We start from the raw sequence: 25,889 nt of genomic DNA, 5'->3' as shown, positions 1-25,889 counted from the left end.
ATAATTACTACAATAAAAAACTAATCAAATATTCAAAATAAGTAATATTTATACATCAAGTAACAGAATGTATTTTAATAGTGCTTAAGAAATGTACTAACTGGTAGCATTAATTGCTTTTTATAGCTGGTAATTTATTTAATTTATATATTTTTTTGTTTAATTCATATAAGTTCGAGGACAATTTGTTGTGTTTAAAATATAATTTCTCAATTATGGAATAATATAGTATGAGTAGTATTCAAATTATTTCAAAGCTAACCTAAATAAAATACTTCTGATTATATAGATTAAATATCAGTATCATAAGCAAATGAATCATAGGTTTTTTATATCTTATTTATCGGTATATAAAAATATATGAATACTAAAATCAATATCTATCTTCATAATTAGAATGTATTATAATTGCATTGAAAATATTTACAAATACCTGAAAATTTCAGATACAATTGCTACTTCTTGACAACCTGATAAGGAAGATTTATTCATGTTTAAAAGGGCAGGTTACTAATTAATTATTAATTTAGCAACTTCCTAGTATTCCAATGATTTAGCTACTCAAAAACAAATTGTTGAAACATTAGGTACGGAATATATACATATCCCTATTGCTTGGGAAAATTCTTTGATTGATGATGTGAAGAGGTTTTTCAAAATTATGGAGCTCAATATCAATAAAGAGGTATTTGTTTACTGTATAGCCAATAAAAGAGTTTCGGTATTTATTTATCTTTATCGCCGCATTTATGCCAATATTATCTATGAAGAGGCGAAACAAGACTTACATAAAATTTGGATTCCAAATCAAATATGGTAAAAATTTATTGAAAATGTCATGAGAGTATATTCATAGAATATCTTTAACTCCTTTTAAATTGATCTAATTTATGACTTTTTCAAATTTGTTGGCAGTTAAAGAATTAATGTGGAGAGCCAGTAATTGTCCTATGTTTATTATAGTAATGTCTCAGATAAAAATTTGATTTAATATCATATATCTTCAAGTATATCTACTAAACTCCTTTCATTTTGCTAGGGAAACAAAATATATTTGATTTTCTCTACTACCATAATTTTATTCAAAGGCATAACTAATTTTTAGAAACTAGAATTTCATTCTATAGGCTTATTCCTCAATTTAAACCTTTATACTTCCTAACTTTTAATCAATATGTTATTCATATACTCTAGAGCAAATTTGAAGGTTTAAAAAAATTCTCAAAAATACTTAAGATTTGAAATTCAGATATCAAAATTTATAGAGCGATAGAACCTTTTAAGATACACTTTAATTATTTTATATTTTTGCCGAGTTTAAGTGGCTTAAGATTTAACTAAATTTTTTAGAAATATTTATAATTATACAATTACCTTCATGTTGTACTGTGGGTTAAAAAACATTTCAGATTATTTCCGTACAAAGATGGAAATAATTTTAACTGATGTGTTCAATTTAATAATATTTATTATTAGGATATTAACTAAGTGATTCAGTCCAAAAAGCATCATCTATTTTGAAAAATTAAAAATAGATGATGCTTTATTATAATGGATGCTCAAATTTTAGATTAATTTATGCTATTTTACTAACTAATTTACACAAGTCAACAAGTCAATATGTCAATATTTTTATTATATATATCCTCTCCAAATTTTTGTCATTTCTTTTTTTTTGAAGTCTTATCTATAAATAAGATTTAATAAATATTTTGGTATATTTATTAAATCTGCAAGCATTATAATGCTGATCTGCTTGGAGAGTTATATTCATAAAAGTTTATAGGGCAAAACAATTAATGTATAGTTCTATGCCCTATATCTATTTCATTAGATTTTATCCCAAGAAAAGTTTATATGCTGGATTAGTATTTTCATTCCAATAAGGATAACCCAAGGAATCTAGAAAATGTTGCCATTTTATTATTTCACAAGGTTTAACCTGCATTCCTAAAACAATCCTGCCGTAGTCAGAACCATTGTTGCGGTAGTGAAAAAGACTAATATTCCAGTTAGGACTCATCTTGGTAAAAAACTGCATTAACGCACCAGGACGTTCGGGAAACTCAAAACGGTAAATTTGTTCATCTTTAGCTAGGCTAGAATGTCCGCCTACCATATAACGCAGGTGCATTTTTGTTAATTCATCATCAGTTAAATCCAGAGTCGAAAACCCGCAACTTTCAAATATATTCACCATTGTGCAAGCATCAGCACGGTTTTGAGTTTGTACCCCAACAAAAATATGCGCTTTTTTTTCATCGGCAATACGATAATTGAACTCTGTTAGATTTCGCTTACCCAAACACTTGCAGAATTTTCTTAAACTTCCTGGCCCTTCAGGAATAGATACAGCAAATATAGCTTCTCGATGTTCCCCTAATTCTGCACGTTCTGCAACAAAACGCAGGCGGTCAAAATTCATATTTGCTCCACAAGCAACTGCCAGGAGTGTTTTATCCTTTATTTTTTCTCTTTCAACATATGCCTTTGCTCCTGCAATTGCTAATGCCCCTGCAGGTTCTAAAATGGAGCGTGTATCTTCAAATACATCTTTAATTGCAGCACATATATCATCTGTATTTACCAGGATAATTTCATCTAAATACTTCTGACATAAACGGAATGTTTCCTCCCCTACTTCCCTAACAGCTACTCCATCGGCAAATAGTCCTACTTGAGATAATCTCACTCGTCTTCCTGCTCTTAGAGACTGATTCATAGCATCAGCATCCAGAGGCTCAACACCAATAATTTTAATTCTTGGGCGCAACCGCTTGACATAAGCTGCAATACCAGAAATTAATCCCCCTCCTCCAATGGCTACAAATATTGCATGGATTGGTTGTTGACATTGGCGTAAAATCTCCATGCCAATTGTTCCTTGCCCAGCAATTACCAGAGGGTCGTCAAAGGGGTGTACAAAAGTCATGCCTTTTTCCACTTGCAATTGACGAGCGTAAGTAAAGGCATCATCATAGGTATCCCCATATAATACAACCTCTCCCCCCAATGATTTTACAGCATCTACTTTTACCAGGGGAGTAGTGACAGGCATAACAATAATTGCATGACTCTCCAAACGACTGGCTCCCAAAGCTACCCCTTGTGCATGGTTTCCAGCAGATGCGGCAATTACTCCCTGTTTGATGATTTTTGATGGTAACTGTGCCATTTTGTTATAAGCACCACGTAACTTAAAAGAAAATACAGATTGCATATCTTCCCGTTTCAGAATTAGCCTATTATTAAGGCGTTTTGAAAGACTAGGGGCATATTCCAAGGGAGTTTCCTGGGCAACATCATATACACGGGCAGTTAAAATTTGTACCAGATAGTCGCAAAACATTGTGTCAACAAATTGGTAGATTAGGAGCGGAAGATAATTCTATCCTTATTTATGACTTAGTATGAGATGTGAGGATGATTAATTATTCGCCAGTATAGAGTATCTGGATAATAGTTTACTCATGGATTTTTTTGTTGATACTAAATGAGAAATTATTCCCTACAGAATCAACGAAATTCGCTAATCATTTGACTCCAGGTTTAAGATTATTTTGATGTAATTCGGATTAAGTATTTAATAAAAATCATACGTATCTATAGATTATGTAAAATAATAGACAAATTTATGTCTACAGTTTAAATTCATAGAAAAATTAATCAGATTATCTAATTTTATTCGTGAACTAGTCAAAGTTACGGATGAATTAAGGAGATGATGTTCAGCCTATTTATTTTATGGTTATATTTTTTGATGTATATTTATGTATTTTATGTACTATCTTAATTTTATGTACTATCTTATAAGTGCTAAATCTTAAACAAGATGATTTTACTTCCACAATATACATTCAACAATTTAACTCTGGTAAGCCATCAGACTTAGCTAAAATAAACAAACTGCCATTACCACCTCTTCCAATACGAAAGTCTTCATCTAAATAGGTAATATCTAAGCAGGGAGTTTCATTATAAGAGCTACTAACTTGAAAAACCTGAAATGGATCGAGCTGAGGAGTGTAAATACCCACAATTGTTTGAATGGATAAAAAACGTTTATCAAAGTAAACATTGATTCTTTTATCTGGTAACATTGCCCCATTAGTCTTGATAGCCTCAAAGGTTGCTGTTACTTTTACGTAGCCTGAAATCACTCCCCAGGGATGCTTAATAAAAGCTAGGTTAAAGAAAGATTTACTGCCAACATCGATTACTTGATAAATTTGACTCACTCTTAACCCTAATGGCAGTGAATCTAAAGAACGTATTTCTCTGGCATTAGAGTATAGTAAGGACCAACTTCCTTGTAGCAATTGGAGGGCATGTACTAGTGGATATATGTTAGGGTTTAAACCTTCTAATTCTCCAGCAATTTGCTCAACTTCTGCTTCCAAGCTGGAAGCTAATTTCAAGTTGGTCACTGGAAAGCCACCTCTGTTGATTTGAATTTTCTTGAGGGTTGCTTGTAGTTTTTCTTTAACTGTTAGGTAGTACAAAATTATACTTCTTTCCTTGTAAAGTCCTGACTGCCTCTATATCCTTAATTGTAGGAAGTAAAAAACCTTCGTCAAAATGTATTTTAGTGCATTTTGGATATTATCAGACTTAAGAGTATAGACCAGAAAAAAAGTTGCTTTCAACAGGAAACTAACACAGCAACAATTAGCCAAACCCAATGTATGGATAATTTCCTAATCAAAAATTGGATAAAGTACAAATTAATTTATTTCAAATAGGGTATTCGAAATTTTCACTTTCTCAAAAATTGATGAGAATTACATATTGTTTTAAATTTCCGTGTAGAGCATTCAGATGGTATACCTTAGAAAAGAATTAAATTATTAGCCATTTGAGAGTAAGGAATGGTTAAAGATGGTCATCTATTGCAAAATAAGGAGAAATAAAATGCTATAGATAAATCTTACAAAGCTGCAATCTTCTAAAAATCATAATTGTGAGTACATACTCTTCCAAACTTCATAATTTTTGAGCATATCTCCTTTGAGGTAGCAAAAACTATAAAAATACCCACATCTAGACAAATCTTCTGAGAAAGTATAAATATTTTCCTAGCGGTAATATAGCAACTAGGTGATATGGCAACTAATTTACGTGTTCAGCAGGACTCACTGTGTGTGGTACTTGGAAGATCTACAATGGCAGGTTTAACCCTCATTTTTACTATTAGAACATGGCTGGTTAAAATAGAGAGTTATTTGCACAAAATCAAATGTAATACTCTGGAATAAATAGGTAGACAGTTTACGTGGCTTTATTTTAGTAGGCTTGTTCAAGCATCTTTAATTAGGAAATTTAACTGTTAAGTAATGACGTGAGGAGGATTTATGCGTGCTATATTGATGGCCGGAGGTTCAGGTACCCGACTGCGTCCACTTACTTGCAATCTACCAAAACCGATGGTGCCTATCCTCAATTTACCGATCGCAGAGCATATTATTAATCTTCTCAAACATCACCAAATTACAGAAATTGTAGCAGCATTACATTATTTGCCCGATGCTTTACGGGACTATTTTCAGGATGGAAAAGATTTTGGTATACAGATAACATATTATGTAGAGGACGAAGAACCCCTGGGTACAGCGGGGTGTGTAAAGAATACTGCGGAGCTCTTAAGTGAGACATTTTTAGTTATTAGTGGTGATAGTATTGCAGACTTTGATTTAACAGCAGCAATCATTTTTCATAAACAAAAAAAATCCAAAGCGACTTTAATATTAAACCGGGTTAACAATCCTTTGGAGTTTGGTGTAGTAATTACCAATGATGAGCAAAAGATTGTCCGTTTTTTGGAAAAGCCTTCCACCAGTGAAATTTTCTCTGACACTGTCAATACAGGAACATATATTCTTGAACCAGAGATATTGGAATATTTACCAGAAAACACAGAATCAGATTTTTCTAGGGATTTATTCCCTTTATTACTGAAAAATGGAGAACCAATGTATGGTTACATTGCTGAAGGTTATTGGTGTGACGTCGGTCATTTAGAAGCTTATCGTGAGGCCCAATATGATGCTTTAAAGAAAAAAGTAAAACTGAATTTTCCATATGTGGAACTTGCTCCTGGCGTATGGGTTGGTCAAAATACTCATATTGAGAATATCAATAATATTCAGGCTCCAGTATTAATTGGTGATAATTGCCGTATTGGAGCGAGGGTAAAGATCGAAGCAGGAACAGTAATTGGTGACAATGTTACTATAGGTGCAGATGCCAACCTAAAACGGCCAATTATATGGAATGGGGCAATTATTGGAGATGAAGCTCAGTTATGCGCCTGTATAATTGCCTGTGGGGCTCGGGTTGGTCGCCGTGCCCGCGTGCTAGAAGCTGCAGTAATTGGTTCCTTATCTACTGTGGGAGAGGAGGCAAAAATTAGTACAGGAGTTCGAGTATGGCCTAGTAAAAAGATTGAGTCTGGTGCCACGCTAAATATTAATTTAATTTGGGGTCATACAGTCCAACGAAACTTATTTGGACAAAGAGGGGTAGAAGGATTAGCAAATATTGACATCACGCCAGAATTTGCGGTGAAACTTGGCTCTGCTTATGGTTCTATTTTAAAGCCTGGTTCTGAGGTAAGCATATCGCGGGATGAGCGCAATGTCTCCCGTATGGTAACACGTTCACTCATTGCAGGCTTAATGTCTGTGGGGGTGGGGGTGCAAAATCTCGATGCCACAGCAATTCCCATAGCTCGTACTGTTATCCCAATAATGGGGATTACTGGAGGTATCCACGTCAGAGCTCATCCATATCGACCAGATTGCATCTTAATTGAGTTTATAGATGGTCAGGGAATTAAGATTCCTCAAGCTCAAGAAAAGAAAATTGAGGGAGCTTACTTTAAGGAGGATATGCGGCGATCACAAGTACAGGAAATAGGTGATGTTGCATATCCTAACCAGGTAGTTGATGCCTATTGTTCTGCTTTTGAGCAGCTACTACAAATAGATACTATTCGCAATAGTCGCGCTAAGGTAGTAATTGATTATGTCTATGCCGTTTCAGGAGCAGTCTTACCCCAAATGTTAGACAAGTTTGGGGCGGATGTAGTTGTGCTCAATGCAAGTTTGAATAAAAACTTTGTATCCACTCTAGAAAGGGAAGACTTGTTAAATCAATTAGGTCGTGTGGTAGAAGCAGTAAAAGCCACATTTGGGGTACAGGTATCAGCAAATGGAGAACAATTAATTTTGGTAGATGAGTTAGGAATGCCAATTCGTGGAGAAATGTTGACAGCCCTTATGATAGATTTAATGCTCACATCCCACCCACGAAGCTCAGTAGTTGTTCCTGTACATGCAAGTAGCGCAGTAGAACAAATAGCCCGTCGACATGATGCCAAAGTTACTCGCACTAAAGTCAACCCCACAGACTTAATGGAGGCCTGTCTGACAAATTCCAATGTCGTGTTGGGGGGAAGTGGAGAAACAGGTTTCATATTTCCTCAACTACACCCAGGATTCGACTCAATGTTCTGCATTGCCAAATTAATTGAAATGCTTACAATTCAGGAGCGCTCATTGGTTTCTGTACGTTCAGAATTACCCTGTGTAATCTATCAAAACCTCTCTATTCGTTGTCCTTGGAGAGTTAAAGGTTCATTAATGCGTTATCTCGTAGATACACACCCCACTGAAAATCTGAGTTTAATAGATGGAGTAAAAATATACCAGCCCTATAGTGATAATTGGGTGTTAGTATTACCAGATGCCAGTGAACCAATAGTAAATTTGTATGCTAGTAGTAGTGATCGCTATTGGGTAGAAGAATCCCTAAAAGACTATCGTCAATGGGTACAAGCTTTTATACTTAAAGAGCAAGAACAATATATGGCTGAGATTTGACTAAAACTTATAGAATAGATAAATACCATGAGTTCTCCGGCAAAATATATTATGCCAATCTATAAAAATTACGATATACACAAATTTAAGGTTTAAAAACTAATGCATCATTTAAGGAATGTAATCTTGTTTAAATTCTATCTCTAAAATTTCCCAATTAATAATTATATTAATGTTAGATTCTTAATGTTTTCATAAGATCTGATTCATAAGTCTACTAGGGGGATAATTAATATATAAAGTAGTCCATAATTTTTTTCACATTCTTTATCTTTATTAAAATATTTTTTGGAAAGTGCTACATAAAATGACTCAAGAGCAAAAATTAGCTGATATAGAATATATTTCATATATAAACCAAAATGGCGAATTGCCTGAGATTTTACAGGGTAAAATCGGAGTGTATGCAATTTTTGATAGGGGAAAAAATCTTCAATTTATAGGAAATTCTCGTAATATATACACAAGTCTAAAACAGCATTTAGTTCGCCAGCCACAATTATGCTATTGGGTAAAAGCACAAACTATTGAACATCCTAGTCGTAGATTTTTAGAACAAATTCAACAGGCATGGATTGATGAAAATAAAGCTATACCTATGGGTAATAGAGAAAATAAGCAAATATGGACTCATCCCATAGATGTTCAAATGTTATTCACTCCTGAAGAGAAAGAAAACTATAGTAATCATATGAATGATGAAATTACAAAAATAAAAATAATAAAAGATGTAGCCCGACGAGTTGAAGCGGAAATTTTGCAAATACTGGAAAACCGAGGGCTGAAAATGCAGATTCGTTTCCATCCAAAATTAAAAGAATCAGGTTTATTAGATTTGAAATAAGAATTTTCACTTTTGATTAAAAGCTTTACCCTGAGTTATTAGTTTGATAGATGACTTAAAATTTTGTTTGAATACTTTATATATACATTTTTATTATTAAAAATAATAATTACACTTGCTACTACCCAGAAAAAAATTGCAATTTTATTGGGATTTTTTGTTTAGATCTATTAACTAATAATTGTTGGTTTTCCTAGACTTAATTTGCTTTGATTGTATTAATAATACTTTCACCAAAATCAATATAATATAGAAATATAACAACTTATTTTAATAACATCTCCATTATTATGCTCTAAGAGCTTAACTTAATACAGTAGTTCGATAAAGTAGTACAATTATTGCAAACTCCCCACTATTAAACATAGGAACTAATTTGCCTAGTTTGAATCAGTGATCCACTTGGCTTAGAGTAGGTAATTGTAGAATTACTAACAAAGAACTGTAAATTTATCCCCATTAGTAGAATTGATGTTACAGTTATAACCCAAATACGATTAGACAATATATAATTCCAATTCGAAAATTTTGGAATACAAATACTCTCTACATAATTCTCAAAAATCTTTGATAACTTATATTGTATTCTAAGGAACAATCCTTAGGAGCAGGTTTGTTCTGGACTTAATCTAGTACTAGTAAAAAATATTAGAATATTTAGGAAGTCACATTTCTATGGCTATTCAAGGTAATTCGACTTGCTTAATGATTGTCTTGTCTTTAATTCCAAATGATAGGCTTAGCAAGTAAATAAGTGTTATGTTGCTAGAGTTTAAATAATCAGAGAGACCAAAATAAATTTGGTATTCTCGAGTGAACTTGTTTCATTAGCGGTGAAAGAGATTTGATAATAGGCAGAGAATCTAATATATAGGTGGTTTATAAATGAATTGAACAATAGTTTGCCAGTACTTAATTATTTACTCCACCTTTAACTTTTGTTGTGTTGGAGTGGAGAATATTTGACTTAATAAATCTCTTTGAAACTTTTAGTTGCCATAGACAATAAATGACGCTAGTAACGATTGTATATAATTGAAGTTATTATTCCTATCAGTGTGTGGAAAGTAAGTTATATTAAGCACCTTGGAGCGGGAATTAAGGAATTTCCATAATGCTAATTTGCCATGAGTGTCAATTTGAAAATCCCAGCAATCATAAATTCTGTCAAAACTGCGGCTCATTACTAAGTCAAAGATTATGTTGTGAATGTGGCACTAATATTGCTAATAATGTTGAAAAGTGTCATGAGTGTGGGGCAGTTTGTGGTGCTGTCCGAATAGCATTGATTACTAAAAATGACTTACAACAAGACTTAGTAGGAGTATCTTTGGAATTGAGAACGACAAAAGTTGATCATTCTTCTATGATCTGCCACTATCTGGATTCCCAAAAACGTTATCAATTATTAGAACCACTACCTCCTTTGGATGAAATATCTAACCCTGAGGGTATACACATTCGAGTATTAGACTGTCAACCCAATCAAATTACGCCCTTACAAGCAATTATCACTAACCAAGCCCAAAACTTGTCTCCATCATCTATGATTGATAGAGAAGGTATACCCCCTCTGGCCCAGGCATATATTGCTATGCAATCTCAAAACTACAGGGGTACTCCTAAAATTCATGATGCTTGGCAACAGGATGGTATACAGGTAATACTACTGCAATACCGTTCTCATTGGCAGTCCTTACTGACATTTTGGCAGGAAGATAGTACAACTTCATTGCAGAGATTGGAGTATTTCTATCAAATGACTATATTCTGGGAGAAGTTAGCACCTTTGAATGCTTGTTATAGTCTCTTAGAGTTGTCTAATTTTTTCTTGGATGAAGATAAATTCTTATCATTACAGCGTTTATATATAGGTAGAAAAAAGTCTACAAAAGAATTTAATCGTCAAGAATTAAATAAGACTCCAAGCATTCAGGATTTAGGAGAACTATGGCAAAATCTATTTAGGAAATCTCAGCAAACTAAATTTTCTTCAATATTTGATTTATTGGCAGATTTAGAACAAGGAAAAATTGGCACAATTAGGGATATACAGTCTCGCTTGGCAGATCTTTCTCAAAAGTTACGGGAAAATACATCAGAATTTGCTGGACAAAACATAATAGAGGAAAATTTAATTCATAGTGAGTCAATTACTACTGAAACAGTTACAGTTCTCCAACAAGATAAAAACAATGATACAAGGACTATTGCAAATGCTATATATGAAGATTTAGCAACTATTACCACACCAATAGAGTTAAGTAATCTTGATGATGCTGGCTATACCAATGCAGGCAAACAAAGAACTCACAACGAAGATTGCTTTGGCATTGAAACCCAAATAAGTAAAGTTGAATTGCCTACCAGTAGAACTATAGCTGCCCGGGGGTTGTATATATTGTGCGATGGTATGGGGGGACATTCTAGTGGGGAAGTTGCAAGTAATTTAGCAGTTAATACTCTGAAAGATTATTTTCAATTTCATTGGACTGAGAAAAAAATACCTAGTAGAGAAGTGATTTACCAGGGAGTAATAACTGCCAATCAAACAATTTATGATGTAAATCAGAATGATGCTCGTTGCGGTGTAGATCGTATGGGCACAACTTTAGTTTTACTTATAATCCAGGATAATAAGGTAGGTGTAGCACATGTGGGAGATAGCCGCCTATATCGTCTAACTCGTAGGCAAGGACTAGAACAAATAACAGTAGATCATGAAGTTGGTCAACGGGAAATTTCCAGAGGTGTCGAACCAGATATTGCCTATGCTCGCCCTGATGCTTACCAACTCACACAAGCAATTGGTCCTCGAGATAGTACTTCTATTACCCCTGACATAAAATTTTTGGAAATCAATGAGGATACGCTGTTTATTTTAGTTTCTGATGGGCTTTCAGACAATGATGTACTGGTAAAACATTGGGAAACTCACCTATTTCCTTTGTTAACTTCCAATGCCAATTTAGATATTGGTGTTAAAAACTTAATTGATTTGGCGAATCAATATAATGGTCATGATAATATTACGGCGGTTTTAGTCCGGGCAAAAGTTCGCCTGGTCAGAAGAAACCAATCTTAACCAATTTTTTTTATTCTTTTATTTTAGATTACTTAATTGTGGTAAGTTTGACCTTGCTAGAATTACAGAAACAAGTGCCTTTACAAAATTGGTGCTTTGAGAGCGAATCCGTAATTCGGGTTGGTCGTTCTACGGATAATGATGTTGTGCTAACCGATAATTTGGTTTCTCGCTATCATCTAGAAATTCGGCGTGATGCTAATAGTAATAATTGGCAAGTGTTAAATCATGGTACTAATGGTACTTTTTTAAATGGTGTTTTGATTCATCAAAGTCCCTTGCTAGATAATTCCCTTTTACAACTAGCAAAGGGCGGCCCAGTGCTGCAATTTCAAATACAGCATCAGATAATGAACCAAAATACTAATATTATTTCTTCAAACTGTACTCACGAAGGTAACCCACCAGAAAACTTATTTTGTATCCATTGTGGTCAACCACTATCAGTAGCAACAACTATCCTCAATTATCGAATTTTACGAGCTTTGGGTAAGGGTGGTATGGGTACAACCTATTTGGCCTGGGATGGTAAGAGGACAATTACTTCAAAGCCCCAGTTATTAGTTTTAAAACAGATGAATGCTGATATGGTAAAGGTTGCTAAGGCGAGGGAGTTATTTGAACGGGAGGCAAATACACTTAAGTCTCTACACCATCCTGGCATTCCTAAATATTATGATTTCTTTGTGGAAAGTGGTAAAAAATATTTGGCAATGGAGTTAGTACATGGACAAGACTTGGAAAAGTTAGTCCACTTGAAAGGACCAATATCACCACAGCAAGCTATCACTTGGATGATTCAGACTTGTGATATCTTGGACTATCTTCACAGCCAACACCCACCACTAATTCACAGAGATATTAAACCTGCTAATTTGATGGTGCGCAGTTATGATAATCAAATTGTGGTACTGGATTTTGGTGCGGTTAAGGAAATTGGTACTACTTTCGGGACACGTATTGGTGCTGAGGGTTACTGTGCACCAGAACAGGAGAGAGGTCAGCCACTAACCCAATCAGATTTATACGCTATTGGGCCAACCCTAATATTTTTACTCACAGGAGAGAACCCTTTTAAGTTTTACCGATTGCAGGGGAGAGACTTTCGCTTCCATATAGAGAATATAACAACTATCACACCCGAATTACGTAAAGTCATTGGTGAGGTTACAGAACCACTACCATGTGACCGTTATCAAACAGCAAGAGAATTAGCTAGTGCTCTATTTGCACTAAATCATTAACTAAGTTACCCAATTTCTAGCGGAGAAGAAATTATTCTCCCCTATCACTGCTATCTATTCCTTGCAATCTCCATTTTATTCTTCGTCCCAGGCTTCAACAGACAATAATTCACTAATTGGATCTTGCATAGTGAAGCCGAACTCTAAAAGCTCCTGTTTCCAGTACTGCCATTCATCACCATAGAGTAAGGCAATTTTCCAGATGCTATCAGTAGGCTTGATAATGTCAGATTCCAAAAGCGACTGCACACTACGCTGCAATTTAACCATGAGGTGAATCACTTGCTGAGTCATAACTTAAACTTAATTGTTAATTTCATTTGGCAAAAACTTAATCAAAACTGCTTTGCTTCACACCCTGGTTGCTGATGCGTAGAATTATAGCTTTTGGCTAAGCAAGTCTTAACACCCACACTATAACATACTTAATCTTGAAACATATACCAAGTGAATGAGGCATTGTACGGTAATTACTACCTTAAAGCGATTTATTAATACTGATGGCTAATAGTTTAAGGCCAGCATCATATTTTTCAGAATTTATTCTACTATTTTATCAAAATTCTTACACACTATATATTATTAACTCAAATTCTAATTTTCATTATTTTTATTTTGGCTTAATTCCAAAAAATTACATTTATTTATTAAGAATAGAGATAGTTTTATACCTTTTTTTAGAGTTAATTACAGAAACCTAAATCTACTTACTTTACTTGACTCTCAAGACAAAATTGCCTTGATTCTCTGCAGCGTACGTTTGTTTTCTGCTGGTGTACCGACAGTTATTCTTAAGCCTTGGTATATTTCTCTGACCAAAGTGCCACTTTCTCTTAGTTTTAGATTTATGGTTTTAACATCAAGATTGAGAGCTTGTGTTTTTATAAAGATGAAGTTAGCTCTACTATCCCAAACCTTGAGGGCAATATTAAGTCTTAATTCTTGAATGAGTTTATCTCTTTCAGTTAAAGTTTGGAGAACTGAACCTAGTAGAAGTTTATGGTTCTCCATGGCAATTAGCGCTGCTGCAAGGGAAAAGCTAGGAATATTGTAAGGCAATCGCACTTTCTCAAGAATTGAAATTGTCTTGGGATTAGCAACACAATAACCTATACGATGAGCAGCTAATCGGAAGGCTTTGGAAAATGTACGTAATACAACCCAATTAGGATATTGCACTAATTTACTTACCAGTGTTGTTTGACTAAATTCAAAGTAAGCTTCATCAATTACTACTAATATATTTTCTGGTAAATTTATTAGCCAATCTACCTCTGAATTATTTAAGGTATTACCTGTAGGTGAGTTAGGATGAACGATGAAGACTGTACGAATAGGAGGATTTTTTATATTATATATAGCACTTGTTGCAGCTTGTAGATCAATAGCAAAATTGTCTTCATTTCTAGGTATAGTTACGATGGGAATACCTAGAGTTTTTGCTAAAATCTCATACATGGAAAAAGTGGGTTCGGCAACAAGAATAGAGCCCTCTCCATTTACACAACTTGCAATTAATATAGATCGAATTAATTCATCAGAACCATTACTAATAGAGATACTCTGAGAAGAGAAAGTTTGACGGTCTAGTTCGGCTGATTCATTGACATAATTGGCGATAAAACTTTTTAGTTTTTCATGGCTACTATCAGGATAACGATTATTTTTAATTGATTCCTGATATGTACACAACAACTTTTCCTGTAGTTGAGGTGGAAAGTCTTCTGAGCTTTCGTTAGTATCTAATTTATCAATTTGGATTAGGTTGGTAGTTTGAGCTATCCTTCCACTTTGGAAGGGATTGTAGGCGATGAATTTAACTAAATCAGAACGAATAAAAGGTAATACCATCTGGGATTTTATCTTAGATACCAAAATTCAAAATTAATATATCTAGTCTGTAAACCTTGCAATCAACTTTACAGTAAAGACGTATGTCAAACTAGGATAATATTATTTACTCAATGAACAGTGTTTGGAAGTAAATGTACAAACTTTATTTTCCCCAACACATTGTTATTCAATAGCATAATAGAAACAATGCAATAAATATGATCGATAAAATAAATATCAGCTTGTACACTAATAATATTATTCTATTTTCTATAGATGATTTAGATTATTTATCAGTCAGTAGGTAGTCTTGCATTATTACACCTAAGTATTTCTAACAGTCTTCACTTAAGAACATTCGCAGTTTTTTCTAGGGTTAGAGTTAAGAGAGTTATTATGTTTGTAATCAATTCTATCAATTAATGGAAAGCCAGGAATAGGTGTTAGTGGAGAAAGAAAGTATTTCTAAAATAATGGTGCTTTTTCATAAATATAAATTAGTTAAACTACTCCCTATAGACTTAAGATGATCATAGTCATAGATGCATTGTAAATCCTAGCCAGCTATTAAAATTAAAATTGCTGAAGGGCTATTAAGAAAGAATAAGTCTCTTAATTTAAGTCTGCAATGTTAGCAGCAATTATAAAATTTCCTGAAGTGGTTGCTGAATAGCAGTTTTTTGCGGAATTGGATATGGAAAAAAACTTCAGGGTAGAGATATTGTACAAGGAGGATAAAACAATTTTATGCTTGTTTTATCCATGTATCTGGGAATTAAGCAAAGCCATATGCAATATAAGTGGGAGATTCATCTGTTAACCCATTTCCCATTACCTATTGAATCAAGAATCTGACACCACCCTACTAAGTAAATAAAAAAGGTGTTATCTTTTACTGCATATTGACAATTTCCTCTGCAGAAGATGGGTGAATACCCACCGTGGTATCAAAATCTTTTTTGGTTGCCCCCATTTTGATGGCAATTGCTACTCCCTGAATAATTTCTGCAGCATTATCTCCAACCATATGAGCACCCAAAACCTTATCTGTTTTTCTATCTATCACCAACTTAATTATGGTTTTCTCATTTTGATTTGGCAAAACATAAAACATAGGACGAAAACGAGAGCAATAAATTGTTATACCATTTTCCCCGAACTTTTCCCTAGCTTGTGCTTCTGTTAGTCCTATCGTTGCTGCTTCAGGTTTGGAAAAAACCGCAGTAGGTATGTTCTCATGGCTAAATACACTAGGATTATTACCAAACTCACTATCAGCAAAAGCACGTCCCTTACCAATTGCTACTGGAGTTAGGTTAATTTTATTCGTAACATCACCTATAGCGAAAATATTACTTTGAGAAGTTTGGCTATATTCATTAACAGAGATCGCATTAATTGATTTATAACCAGGTTTTTCTATAGAACTTGCAACTAGGTCGACCCCTGCATTTTCTAAACCTAATCCTTTTATATTGGGACTTCTACCAGTTGCAACTAACAAGACATCGGTGGTAATTGATTCTGTATATTTCCCCGAAACATTTATTTCTAGTCTATCCTCAATTTTCTTCACACTAGTTACCATAGAATTTGTCAATATGCGAATTCCATGATTAATCATTCCATCTTGAATCCAAGCACGGATATCCTTATCAAACCCGCTGAGAATTTGCTCTTTGCGAATAATTTGAGTGACCTTACAACCTAGACCCCTCATAATACAAGCAAACTCAGTACCAATATAACCGGCACCAATAATAGCAATATGCTTTGGTAGAAACGGAAGGTTGAAAATCTCCCGGGAAGTAATAGCATGCTCGATACCAGGTATATTTGGCTTAATTGCCTCCCCACCAACGGCAATTAAGATTTTATCCGCCGTAACTTTTTGATTACCCACTTCTACCGTATGTTCGTCAATCAGCGTAGCACGATAGGGAAGTAGTTTCACTCCAGCCTTTTGCAATAAATTACTATGAATGGCTGAAAGTCTCTGTACTTCCTTGTTTATAGATGTAATGAACTTTTCCCAATCTAGCTGAGATTCCTCTATTTTCCAGCCATAGCCTACTGCACTCTCGAATAAAGATGGGAAATGGGATGAGTACACCATAAGCTTTTTAGGCACACAACCACGGATTACACAAGTTCCACCAACTAAATCACTTTCTGCAATCACTACCTTTACCCCATAACTGGCAGCTTTCTTGGAAGCAGCTAATCCCCCAGAGCCAGCACCAATGACAAACAAATCGCAATCGTAGGTCATAAATCACCGTGCCTTTCATTAACAAATAAGTATGTTTTAGAAGTATTTTTTGGCACCCATGAATTGTTGTTATATCAAAAAGCCAAGTTAACTATTGATAGAAGCTTTACTGTTATGACATTTTTCCACAGAATTTTACACAAGTTTTTCACCTTCAGAATAGAAATATTTACTACATCACTGTTGAAAGTTCACATTATTAGGTTAGTCAACACTTAGGTGGATCCCAAATACGCTTTAACTTTGAATATATATTAAATTTTTTTGAGAAGAGTAGGTTGGAATTATCTACTCCACTGTCCTATCGTATTTTAGGGTCAAAAATGCTTTAATTCCGGGATAGCAAGGGCTTATATATTTATCTATATATCTCTTTATAACTGAACTCTACTTTTATATAAAATTCACATATTTATCTAATAAAATAGTCCTAATTAAGGCTTGCCTATGATATATAGGTCGTCTTTTTGGATTCTATTTTTGTTTCTTTATTTTCTTTATTGTATTATCTTATATTTATTTAGTGGGTAGTTTTATGCTATCTAAACCTAGACTAAACTTGAGTTACTGTATCTATTCTTTGATTCCTAATACTCTGCTTCTTATGTACTACATAGTTATTCTCTATGTAATCAGTAGATTACCTAGTTACTCTATTACCAACTCTTTTAATTTTAATTACCTCATCATAGGTAGAAATCTTTTTTATAATTTTTATATTTTATGGAATAGATTACTATTGCAGAGATCTGATTACCTAAATTAGTATATTATTTATAATAATAAAAATTAGTATAAAATAAAGCAAATATTGTAAATAATTTGGCAGCCAAAAGTAACTTTATATCTATTATTTATGGTTTAGATTAAAATCATAAATAATACTCATGATTAAATACCATGGTAAAACTATTACTCTAATATAGTATTAACATTATATATTTTTAAGGCTAAAGTAAATAAATTACTATTGAATGCTCAATAAGTGAGAGCAATTCTCGCAATTTTGGATTGATATCCAAACATAGAAATTAAACCAATATAAAGAACATGTAAGCATTCTATTAAAGGTATATCGAAGGAAATTTTAATTTATGAAAATGATTCCCTACTTATATATAATACGGTTATTATATTCAGTGACTAATGCTAGTCATCATCTTGAAAAGGTTGCTCATATTATGATTGATCAGGAAGAAATATGTAACCTTAAATTAAGTAAAATCCCACATGGTTTTAGCTGTTTTGACTCAACCGTTTAATAAACCTCAATCTTTTACCCCACAGTTAATAATATAAGGTGTTAAAAAAAAATGAGGTTAATTTATTATGTTTAGTTCGGTTATCTGCTTGTTATATGTAGATTTATACCTCGTATGTCTAGAAAAAATATGGTAAATAAATATTACAATATTAACGCAAGCTTATGGATTTTAGTATAGCATTACCAATTTTCTTGATTACCTTTAGGGAATGTGTAGAAGCCGTATTAATTATAGGTATTGTGCTAGCTTTATTAAATAAAGCTGGAAAGTCTCAACTTAATTCTTGGGTATATACTGGGATAGGTATAGGAATTGTAATTAGTGTATTTATTGGAGTACTATTTGTTTGGTTAATCTCAACTTTAGGTAGAATTAACCCTCAATACTCAACAGTTATAGAACCATTGCTAGAAGCAATATTCTGTATATTTGCTATCGCTATGCTTAGTTGGATGCTAGTTTGGATGAGAAGGCAAGCTAGATTTATAAGAGCTAATGTGGAGGGTGCTGTAAATCATGTACTAGAGGGCACTTCCAATGGTGCATGGGGAATTTTTAGTATAGTTTTAATTGCAGTTGTACGAGAGGGTTTTGAAACAGTATTATTTGTTGCTGCCAATTTTCATCAAGGATTAATTTCTGTTGTTGGAGCTTTTGCCGGATTGTTCCTGGCTGCACTTATTGGCATGTTGATATTCAGATTGGGAGTTCAAGTTAATATTCATAAATTTTTCCAGGTGATGGGAGTATTATTAATACTCATCATCGGAGGATTAGTATTAAAAGCTTTTAAAAACATTGATAATAGTTTAGCTAATTTGGCTTTAAGCAGCATTACACTGTCTGATATTTGTTTTTACTATGAACATTTCACTCACGTTCATTCTTGCATATTAGGTCCCATGATATGGAACGGTGACCAAATATTACCAGAGGGTAAATTTCCCGGAATCATTTTCAAGTCTTTATTTGGTTACAGAGATCATCTTTATCTTTTGCAAGTAGTGGGATACATAACTTTTTTATTGACTATTAGTATTTTATATTTCTACAATCTTGGTTTTGGGATACCAACTAAAAAAGAAGTTGAGAAGTTAAATTAAAAACTTCGCTAATAAAAGTTCCATTTTGTCTCACAAGTCAGGTTAATGTCAATTTGTATTGACCTGACTTAATATTTTAAATATAAAATGAAGATTAATTATGAACTTTAATAAGCTAAGTTTTATGATTTACATAAATTTACTAGAAAGCAAGTAGTAACCAAAAGAAAAGAGATGCAAAGACTTAAAAGACTGATTTGTTCTTCATTATGCTTATTAAGGGATTGATTTTTTATTCAACTAAACTTATAAAAATAATATGAGAATATAATCAAACTATAATATATGGTTTTAGAAAATCGAATCATCTTAATGATATGGTTATATATTGTTTACGTACCGTAACAAAGTAAAATTAGTGGATTTTACTTTATATTTTTTATGAAGGTTAGATTTATAATTGGAAATTATAATGACAATATGAATATTTCTGAATAAACAATGTCAAATACTTAAAAAGTGACAGAATAAATATTCTTGAGTTTTGACTGCATATTACTTAGGAGTGTTTAGACTTTATACCCTAATTCTTCATAGGGCTATATTTTCCTAGTATATATAATACTGATAGTGATTTCTGGTTAATTTAATGAATATTACTGATTGATTTTAGGGATAGGTAAAGTTTGTTTTCTTTTGGCAGAGAAGCCAAATCAATACTGTTAGTTTATTAGCATAGATATTTACCAAGATGTTTGAGTGATTCTAATCATCTTCAAGTTTTCTTAAGAGTTTGAATTATTATTCAGTGTCAAATAGTAAATAGACTACGAATAGTATTTAGGCTCTTAAAGTCAAAATTAATGATTATGAGTCATATCAATAATAAGTGAAACAGAATAATGAGAATTCTCACCTTAAAAATGAAACATTACTACGATACATGGATTGAGGAATGGTGTGAAGACAATGGTTGGACAAACCTGTTTATAGAGCGTTACAACAATTATTGGGCTTTTCCACCAGGAGCAGTAATGCCTGAACCCATTCCATCTCAAGTACTAAGCTTGATTAAGCAGGAAAAAGGATTCACTTTCGAAGAAAAAATTTGGTCGTTTTTGGCATTGATATGTACAATCATTGCAATCACTTCGACTTATCTTCTCAGATGTCCTATGCCTCTGGTTATTGCTTTTGCCTTCAATGCATTTACCATGGCACGATTGGAAGTAGAAGATGCTTATTAAAATAGTTAATAATAGTTGGCAATGGAGAAGTAAAAGGATAATTCATTGTTACATCCAAAGAAGGGGTAATTTTTTTAAACTTACTATGATCTTTCCCTTTACTCTATCTTGAGTTTTTTTGCTAATTACAAAACCATCTAAATATTTGCTAATTCGGTAAGAAATTCTGAACAATGATGGAGTTTGCCTTGCTATATGATTCATATAGTAAGAAGATATAAGGCAATATTTTATATGTTAGGTAAATGTAAACATTGCTTTTAACAGCAAAAGTTTATAACTAAAAATAAATTTGAAGAGGTTTTTCTATCTAGATTGCCATTTAGTTCAGATGATCGTCGTCAGAACTTACTACCAAAACTTCTTAACTTATTTAATGTTTTGTTTACTTCAAGTAGACCCCTTTAATATTTCCTATTATTATGCCAACAATCAAAGCGTAATATTTGTTGTTCTGCTTTCATCACTTTATATATCAGTAATTACATCAGGTCTATTCCCCGGTTTTCAATTTCACTCTGATTAAGTTTTGCTTCCATGGGGATATAGTGAGTTTTTAGCTAATCCTTGAATGAATTCCACATAAAGGCATACTCTAGTATAGACTTTTTGTTACCACAAGATAAGTTATCTGGGAACACCAAACTATTCTAATCATTGTCATGTTTACATATACTACTATCTAGGTAAAATACTACTAATTACACTTGTATTTATTGAGTAAGTGCTGGCACCCTAGGTAAGATTTATTTCTGAAAAAATCCTAAACTCTTAGAACAACTAAGTTAATTAGAAATAAAATATATATTTACATATAGGACACTTACTATGCGTAGTATGATGATACATACATCATTATAAAAGAAACTAAAATATTTCTTTTATTGCTTCTCCACAATCTTGCTATCTATAATAGCCACTCTGATGCACGATTGCCCAAATCTAGGGGGATGCTGACAGCCCTACCTAAACGGGGACGTTCCTTCGTCTCTTGAATAAAAGTTTGTACTATGCTATCACTATCCATGGCTTGTAGATAATTAGCGATCTGATTTAGGTGTTCTTCATACTCTCCCTCAGAAAGAGGAAAGGAGGCCTGTTCTAAATATCTCCACATCACTTGCATGAATATCTTCCCTTGTGTTCGTCGTAGCTGAACATCATAAGAATATCCCCACTTATTACATAACAATCTCTGTAACTCTTTTCCTGTCATTAATCTATTTCCACCATATTTTACGTTAAGTTATAAAGTTAGATCCCATAACTCGAGTATGATAGGGATATAAAGAAATGTAATGCTAATACAAAGAATGCTGGCGGTATTCTGAAAAGTTGATAATGTCAGCATAACTATAGGTCATAGCATCTCGGAACAAACTTGATTCTCCTAAGAGATTATCAAGATTACGTCAAACTTGTAAACAAAATGTACACAGAACACGGAGATTATGACTCAATATTCTGAATCCATGGACGTGCCGGACATGGGGCGACGTCAGTTCATGAATCTTCTGACGTTTGGAACTGTTACAGGAGTAGCTCTGGGGGTATTATATCCCTTCACAAAGTATTTTCTTCCTCCTACCAGTAGTGGTGCTGGTGGTGGTTCTACAGCTAAAGATGAGCTGGGCAATAACGTTAGTGTAACTAAATTTTTGGATAGCCATAATGTTGGAGCTCGTGTTCTTGTCCAGGGGCTTAAGGGTGACCCTACATATGTCGTGGTGGAAAGTAAAGAAGCAATTGGTGATTATGGCATTAATGCCATTTGTACCCATTTAGGCTGTGTGGTGCCATGGAACGCTGCAGAAAACAAGTTTAAGTGTCCTTGTCATGGTTCTCAGTATAATGCAACAGGTAAAGTTGTTCGTGGCCCTGCGCCCCGCTCTCTAGCTCTTAGTCATGTTGCCGTTGAAGAAGACAAAATATTAATTACCCCCTGGACTGAAAAAGACTTTCGTACCGGAGAGGAAGCTTGGTGGGCATAATCGGCTACTAATCTAGAAATAGTTGTATATGTTCCCTAATGAACAATAAATATTCTAAGTCACTAGTCCTATGGCTATTGAACTTCAAGTATTAAGTATTGACTAAATTATTTAGAGAATCCCAAGTCCTTTTTTAGAGATGAGAAACGTTTGTACCACAGCGAGTTTATCTCGTATTTCCAGAGCAATAGCCAGAATTTTGCTCGTTGTGATTGCAACAGTCACATTTTCTGTTGCCAGTGACTTTATTGCGCCCCAGTTTGCTGCTGCTTACCCTTTCTGGGCACAGTCAACATATCCGGATACACCTCGCGAACCAACAGGTAGAATTGTCTGTGCTAACTGTCATTTGGCACAAAAGCCAACACAGGTGGAGCTTCCACAGTCAGTATTACCGGATACTGTTTTCAAAGCAGTAGTGAAAATTCCCTATGATACCAATGTGCAGCAGGTAGGTGCTGATGGTTCTAAAGTAGGCCTAAACGTTGGTGCAGTAATAATGCTACCTGAAGGATTCAAGATCGCTCCAGAGGATCGCATTCCAAAGGAAATAAGAGAAGAAGTAGGTGATGTTTACTTCCAGTCCTACAAAGAAGATGCAGAAAACGTTGTTATTGTTGGGCCTCTGCCCGGGGAGCAGTATCAAGATATAGTCTTCCCTATCCTTTCTCCTAACCCTGCAACTGATAAGAATGTACAATACGGGAAGTATTCAGTTTACGTAGGTGCAAATAGAGGACGAGGCCAAGTTTATCCTACTGGAGAGAAAAGCAATAATAATGTTTATACTGCTCCTAATGCCGGCAAAATTGACAAGATTGTTAAGGAGGCAGATAGTGAAGGTAATACAAAATACACCATTACTATCCAAACAGAATCTGGTGACACTGTGATTGAACAGGTTCCCCTGGGACCAGAACTAATTGTATCTGAAGGACAAACTATAAAATTTGGGGAAGCTTTAACTAATGATCCAAATGTTGGTGGTTTTGGCCAGAAGGATGTAGAGATTGTTCTTCAAAATGGTAATAGGATTAAAGGACTAGTTGCCTTTATTTGTTTGGTAATGTTGGCACAGACCTTACTGGTACTTAAAAAGAAGCAAGTTGAGAAAGTTCAAGCTGCAGAAATGAATTTCTAAATCCTAGTGTGGATTGATGTCATGCATGGAAAACAATCTGAGAGTCTGTTTTTCATGCATGATTAGCTATTATTTAGTACTAAAATCCAGACCGAAAAATTATAAAATGGCTAAGAAATAACAAATTTGTGAGAATATTAGGGCAAGAGTTAAATGCTTAAGTTAGTTGGGAAATAAAAGGGAATGCAAGTCCAGTAATTAAATTTATGAAATGCTAAACATGATATTCTTCATTAAGATAAAAATAACTAAGCAGGAAAAAATTTAGAGATATATTAGCAAACTCTATTATTTTCCTGAGGATAATGCGAGTCTTAATAATAACACCAAGCTTGGTTCCATAGGATAATATTCTAATTAAGACATATTGTGGGTTTGTTGGTTTATAAAAGTATTCTGAGTATATTCTCATATTGAACAAAATCTAAAAGTTAGAGAATTCAAATTAATAACAAAGTAATAATAATCTAAAGTAGAACTAATCATATGTATTTTGATAAGGAATCTTTTACTACATAGTTAATCTCATGGTCAAATAGATAATTCTCTAGTAATATAATTGGGCACTTTAAGGATAATTATATTATCCCCATAGTTAAATTATGAGGATAATATAATGATAAAACCTAAGGGTATTTAAAACAAATGGGATTATATAAGAATTCCTTAAAAAGTAATTTGTCCACAGCTAATCTATTTAATAGATATAATCGGTTATCCTGTAACAAAATTGCATTAAGCCCAAATATCATAAGTTTTAAATATTCCATATGTATATTTTTAATATTGATTATTAAATCCACAACTTGTAAAAAATAATCTGCTATGATTAAGTCAATATAGTAACTTTTGGATAAAATAATTTATTAATAATCACAAAATCAAGGATAATTTAGCTATTAATGAATTCCTAATCAGTCTTGGCTTTTTTTCTCCTAAGTCTTTCATGAACAGTAATGACTGAAAACCCTTCAATTTTATTATCCGAGGAATTGAGGGTAGCATTATTCTCTAAGCATTATTGCCTTATAGTCTTGGTCTGCTGAGAATTAATTTTATATCGCCGACAATTCTAATCATAAAATAACTAAACTATTACTAATATGATTTATTCACTATTCTACCAAATAGGCTCAATATAATTGACTATTTTTATGTTAATAAAATTAAAGACATCATTCTAATTATCTGGTCAAATAATAATTCTTGATTTGTAAGTTATCAGCAATATTGAATTAACGTAAACTTCAAGAATAGAATAATTAAACCCAACAATTTAACTGCCCAAAACATATAAAGACTTCCTAAAAGTTAATCATTTTTGTAATTATCATTATCAACATGTCAATTAATTTAGACTATCCAACTATTGATATCGCACCACTGATAGATCATACTTTACTAACTTCCATAGCTACATCAGAGCAAGTTGAACAATGGTGTGCTGAAGCAGACAAATTTGACTTTGCCTCTGTTTGTGTATATCCCATTCATGTGAAGCAAGTAGCAGAATTACTCCACAAAAAGAAAACAAAGGTTTGTACCGTTATTGGTTTTCCCAGTGGAGCTTCAACACCTAATACCAAAATATACGAAGCCCAAGAAGCTGTCGAAAATGGTGCTAATGAATTAGATGTAGTTATAAACCTAGGCTGGCTAAAAACAGGAAAAACTAGTGAGCTTTATAGTGAAATATCAGAAATTTGCCAAGAAACAGAACAAACTGTCAAAGTGATTTTGGAGACGAATCTGCTTACTGATACTGAAAAGAAACTAGGAGCAGAAATTATTATGGATGGAGGGGCTCATTTCATCAAAACTTGTACCGGCTGGTATGGTGGCGCTACTATTACTGATATCAAATTACTGAAGACAATAGTCAAAGATAGTATAGGTATTAAAGCCTCTGGCGGCATTCAATCTATTCAACAAGCTTTTGATTTGGTTTTAGCTGGTGCAAATAGATTGGGTACTTCGAGAGGTGTGGATTTGATCTATCAGCTTAATGCTCTGAAAAATTAGCGAGGGTAGTAATTTATCTACA

General features: G+C 33.5%; 15 protein-coding genes. 9 read left to right on the top strand and 6 right to left on the bottom strand.

Going from position 1 to position 25,889, the window contains the following annotated elements; all coding sequences use genetic code 11:
* Window positions 1-1,837: 1,837 nt before the first annotated feature.
* Window positions 1,838-3,349, bottom strand: a complete 1,512-nt coding sequence (gene ilvA / locus RINTHH_RS07905; protein WP_008235114.1) for a threonine ammonia-lyase, biosynthetic — start codon at window positions 3,347-3,349, stop codon at window positions 1,838-1,840.
* Between the two features lie 508 nt (window positions 3,350-3,857).
* The gene (locus RINTHH_RS07900; RefSeq protein ID WP_008235112.1) at window positions 3,858-4,502 is read right to left on the bottom strand and encodes a PAP/fibrillin family protein; all 645 of its coding nucleotides are present in this window, start codon (window positions 4,500-4,502) and stop codon (window positions 3,858-3,860) included.
* Between the two features lie 849 nt (window positions 4,503-5,351).
* On the opposite strand from RINTHH_RS07900, the gene RINTHH_RS07895 reads away from it, so the two are divergent.
* From RINTHH_RS07895 to RINTHH_RS07880, 4 genes are all read left to right on the top strand, one after another.
* Window positions 5,352-7,880, top strand: coding sequence for a mannose-1-phosphate guanyltransferase (locus tag RINTHH_RS07895; protein WP_008235110.1), 2,529 nt, complete (start codon window positions 5,352-5,354; stop codon window positions 7,878-7,880).
* Window positions 7,881-8,187: 307 nt separating this feature from the next.
* Window positions 8,188-8,724 (top strand): GIY-YIG nuclease family protein, encoded by a 537-nt coding sequence (locus tag RINTHH_RS07890; RefSeq protein WP_008235109.1) that lies wholly within the window; start codon window positions 8,188-8,190, stop codon window positions 8,722-8,724.
* Between the two features lie 1,114 nt (window positions 8,725-9,838).
* Window positions 9,839-11,809, top strand: coding sequence for a serine/threonine phosphatase (locus tag RINTHH_RS07885; protein ID WP_008235107.1), 1,971 nt, complete (start codon window positions 9,839-9,841; stop codon window positions 11,807-11,809).
* A 38-nt stretch (window positions 11,810-11,847) separates the two neighbouring features.
* The gene (locus RINTHH_RS07880) at window positions 11,848-13,053 is read left to right on the top strand and encodes a protein kinase domain-containing protein (protein ID WP_008235106.1); all 1,206 of its coding nucleotides are present in this window, start codon (window positions 11,848-11,850) and stop codon (window positions 13,051-13,053) included.
* A 75-nt stretch (window positions 13,054-13,128) separates the two neighbouring features.
* Here the strand turns inward: RINTHH_RS07880 and RINTHH_RS07875 are convergent, their stop codons facing one another.
* The 3 genes from RINTHH_RS07875 to gor all read right to left on the bottom strand — a co-directional run bounded on the left by RINTHH_RS07875 (window position 13,129) and on the right by gor (window position 17,158).
* The gene (locus RINTHH_RS07875; RefSeq protein WP_044258237.1) at window positions 13,129-13,347 is read right to left on the bottom strand and encodes a DUF4327 family protein; all 219 of its coding nucleotides are present in this window, start codon (window positions 13,345-13,347) and stop codon (window positions 13,129-13,131) included.
* Window positions 13,348-13,776: 429 nt separating this feature from the next.
* Window positions 13,777-14,904: a histidinol-phosphate transaminase gene (locus RINTHH_RS07870; RefSeq protein ID WP_008235104.1), complete on the bottom strand. Its 1,128-nt coding sequence runs from the start codon at window positions 14,902-14,904 to the stop codon at window positions 13,777-13,779.
* An 874-nt stretch (window positions 14,905-15,778) separates the two neighbouring features.
* Window positions 15,779-17,158, bottom strand: coding sequence for a glutathione-disulfide reductase (gor, locus tag RINTHH_RS07865; RefSeq protein WP_008235102.1), 1,380 nt, complete (start codon window positions 17,156-17,158; stop codon window positions 15,779-15,781).
* 1,426 nt (window positions 17,159-18,584) lie between these two features.
* Here gor and RINTHH_RS07860 point away from each other — a divergent pair.
* Together RINTHH_RS07860 and RINTHH_RS07855 are read left to right on the top strand one after the other, a co-directional pair.
* A complete protein-coding gene (locus tag RINTHH_RS07860; protein WP_008235100.1) occupies window positions 18,585-19,526 on the top strand; it encodes an FTR1 family iron permease in 942 nt (313 codons plus the stop codon).
* A gap of 863 nt (window positions 19,527-20,389) precedes the next feature.
* Window positions 20,390-20,713 (top strand): slr1957 family protein, encoded by a 324-nt coding sequence (locus RINTHH_RS07855; RefSeq protein WP_008235099.1) that lies wholly within the window; start codon window positions 20,390-20,392, stop codon window positions 20,711-20,713.
* A 907-nt stretch (window positions 20,714-21,620) separates the two neighbouring features.
* Here the strand turns inward: RINTHH_RS07855 and RINTHH_RS07850 are convergent.
* Window positions 21,621-21,929, bottom strand: coding sequence for a DUF3067 family protein (locus tag RINTHH_RS07850; protein WP_044304887.1), 309 nt, complete (start codon window positions 21,927-21,929; stop codon window positions 21,621-21,623).
* 235 nt (window positions 21,930-22,164) lie between these two features.
* Between RINTHH_RS07850 and petC the strand changes: the two genes are divergently transcribed.
* The 3 genes from petC (at window position 22,165) to deoC (ending at window position 25,867) form a co-directional block, all read left to right on the top strand.
* Entirely contained in the window at window positions 22,165-22,704 is a 540-nt protein-coding gene (petC, locus tag RINTHH_RS07845; protein WP_008235097.1) for a cytochrome b6-f complex iron-sulfur subunit, read from the top strand.
* Window positions 22,705-22,843: 139 nt separating this feature from the next.
* The gene (gene petA, locus RINTHH_RS07840) at window positions 22,844-23,845 is read left to right on the top strand and encodes a cytochrome f (RefSeq protein WP_008235096.1); all 1,002 of its coding nucleotides are present in this window, start codon (window positions 22,844-22,846) and stop codon (window positions 23,843-23,845) included.
* Window positions 23,846-25,186: 1,341 nt separating this feature from the next.
* On the top strand, window positions 25,187-25,867 hold the full coding sequence (deoC, locus tag RINTHH_RS07835; RefSeq protein ID WP_008235095.1) for a deoxyribose-phosphate aldolase: 681 nt from the start codon (window positions 25,187-25,189) through the stop codon (window positions 25,865-25,867).
* Window positions 25,868-25,889: the final 22 nt, after the last annotated feature.

Origin of the sequence: Richelia intracellularis HH01, assembly GCF_000350105.1 — a bacterium.
Lineage (GTDB): Bacteria > Cyanobacteriota > Cyanobacteriia > Cyanobacteriales > Nostocaceae > Richelia > Richelia intracellularis.
Note: the sequence above shows the minus strand (reverse complement) of the source record. Positions and strands in the feature narration are given on the sequence as shown.

Excerpts from the sequence above, each read along its gene's own strand:
- RINTHH_RS07850 (WP_044304887.1), bottom strand. The coding sequence starts at position 21,929 with ATGACAGGAAAAGAGTTACAGAGATTGTTATGTAATAAGTGGGGATAT.
- petA (WP_008235096.1), top strand. The coding sequence starts at position 22,844 with ATGAGAAACGTTTGTACCACAGCGAGTTTATCTCGTATTTCCAGAGCA.
- RINTHH_RS07885 (WP_008235107.1), top strand. The coding sequence starts at position 9,839 with ATGCTAATTTGCCATGAGTGTCAATTTGAAAATCCCAGCAATCATAAA.
- gor (WP_008235102.1), bottom strand. The coding sequence starts at position 17,158 with ATGACCTACGATTGCGATTTGTTTGTCATTGGTGCTGGCTCTGGGGGA.
- RINTHH_RS07890 (WP_008235109.1), top strand. The coding sequence starts at position 8,188 with ATGACTCAAGAGCAAAAATTAGCTGATATAGAATATATTTCATATATA.
- deoC (WP_008235095.1), top strand. The coding sequence starts at position 25,187 with ATGTCAATTAATTTAGACTATCCAACTATTGATATCGCACCACTGATA.
- RINTHH_RS07855 (WP_008235099.1), top strand. The coding sequence starts at position 20,390 with ATGAAACATTACTACGATACATGGATTGAGGAATGGTGTGAAGACAAT.
- RINTHH_RS07895 (WP_008235110.1), top strand. The coding sequence starts at position 5,352 with ATGCGTGCTATATTGATGGCCGGAGGTTCAGGTACCCGACTGCGTCCA.
- RINTHH_RS07875 (WP_044258237.1), bottom strand. The coding sequence starts at position 13,347 with ATGACTCAGCAAGTGATTCACCTCATGGTTAAATTGCAGCGTAGTGTG.
- ilvA (WP_008235114.1), bottom strand. The coding sequence starts at position 3,349 with ATGTTTTGCGACTATCTGGTACAAATTTTAACTGCCCGTGTATATGAT.
- petC (WP_008235097.1), top strand. The coding sequence starts at position 22,165 with ATGACTCAATATTCTGAATCCATGGACGTGCCGGACATGGGGCGACGT.
- RINTHH_RS07860 (WP_008235100.1), top strand. The coding sequence starts at position 18,585 with ATGGATTTTAGTATAGCATTACCAATTTTCTTGATTACCTTTAGGGAA.
- RINTHH_RS07870 (WP_008235104.1), bottom strand. The coding sequence starts at position 14,904 with ATGGTATTACCTTTTATTCGTTCTGATTTAGTTAAATTCATCGCCTAC.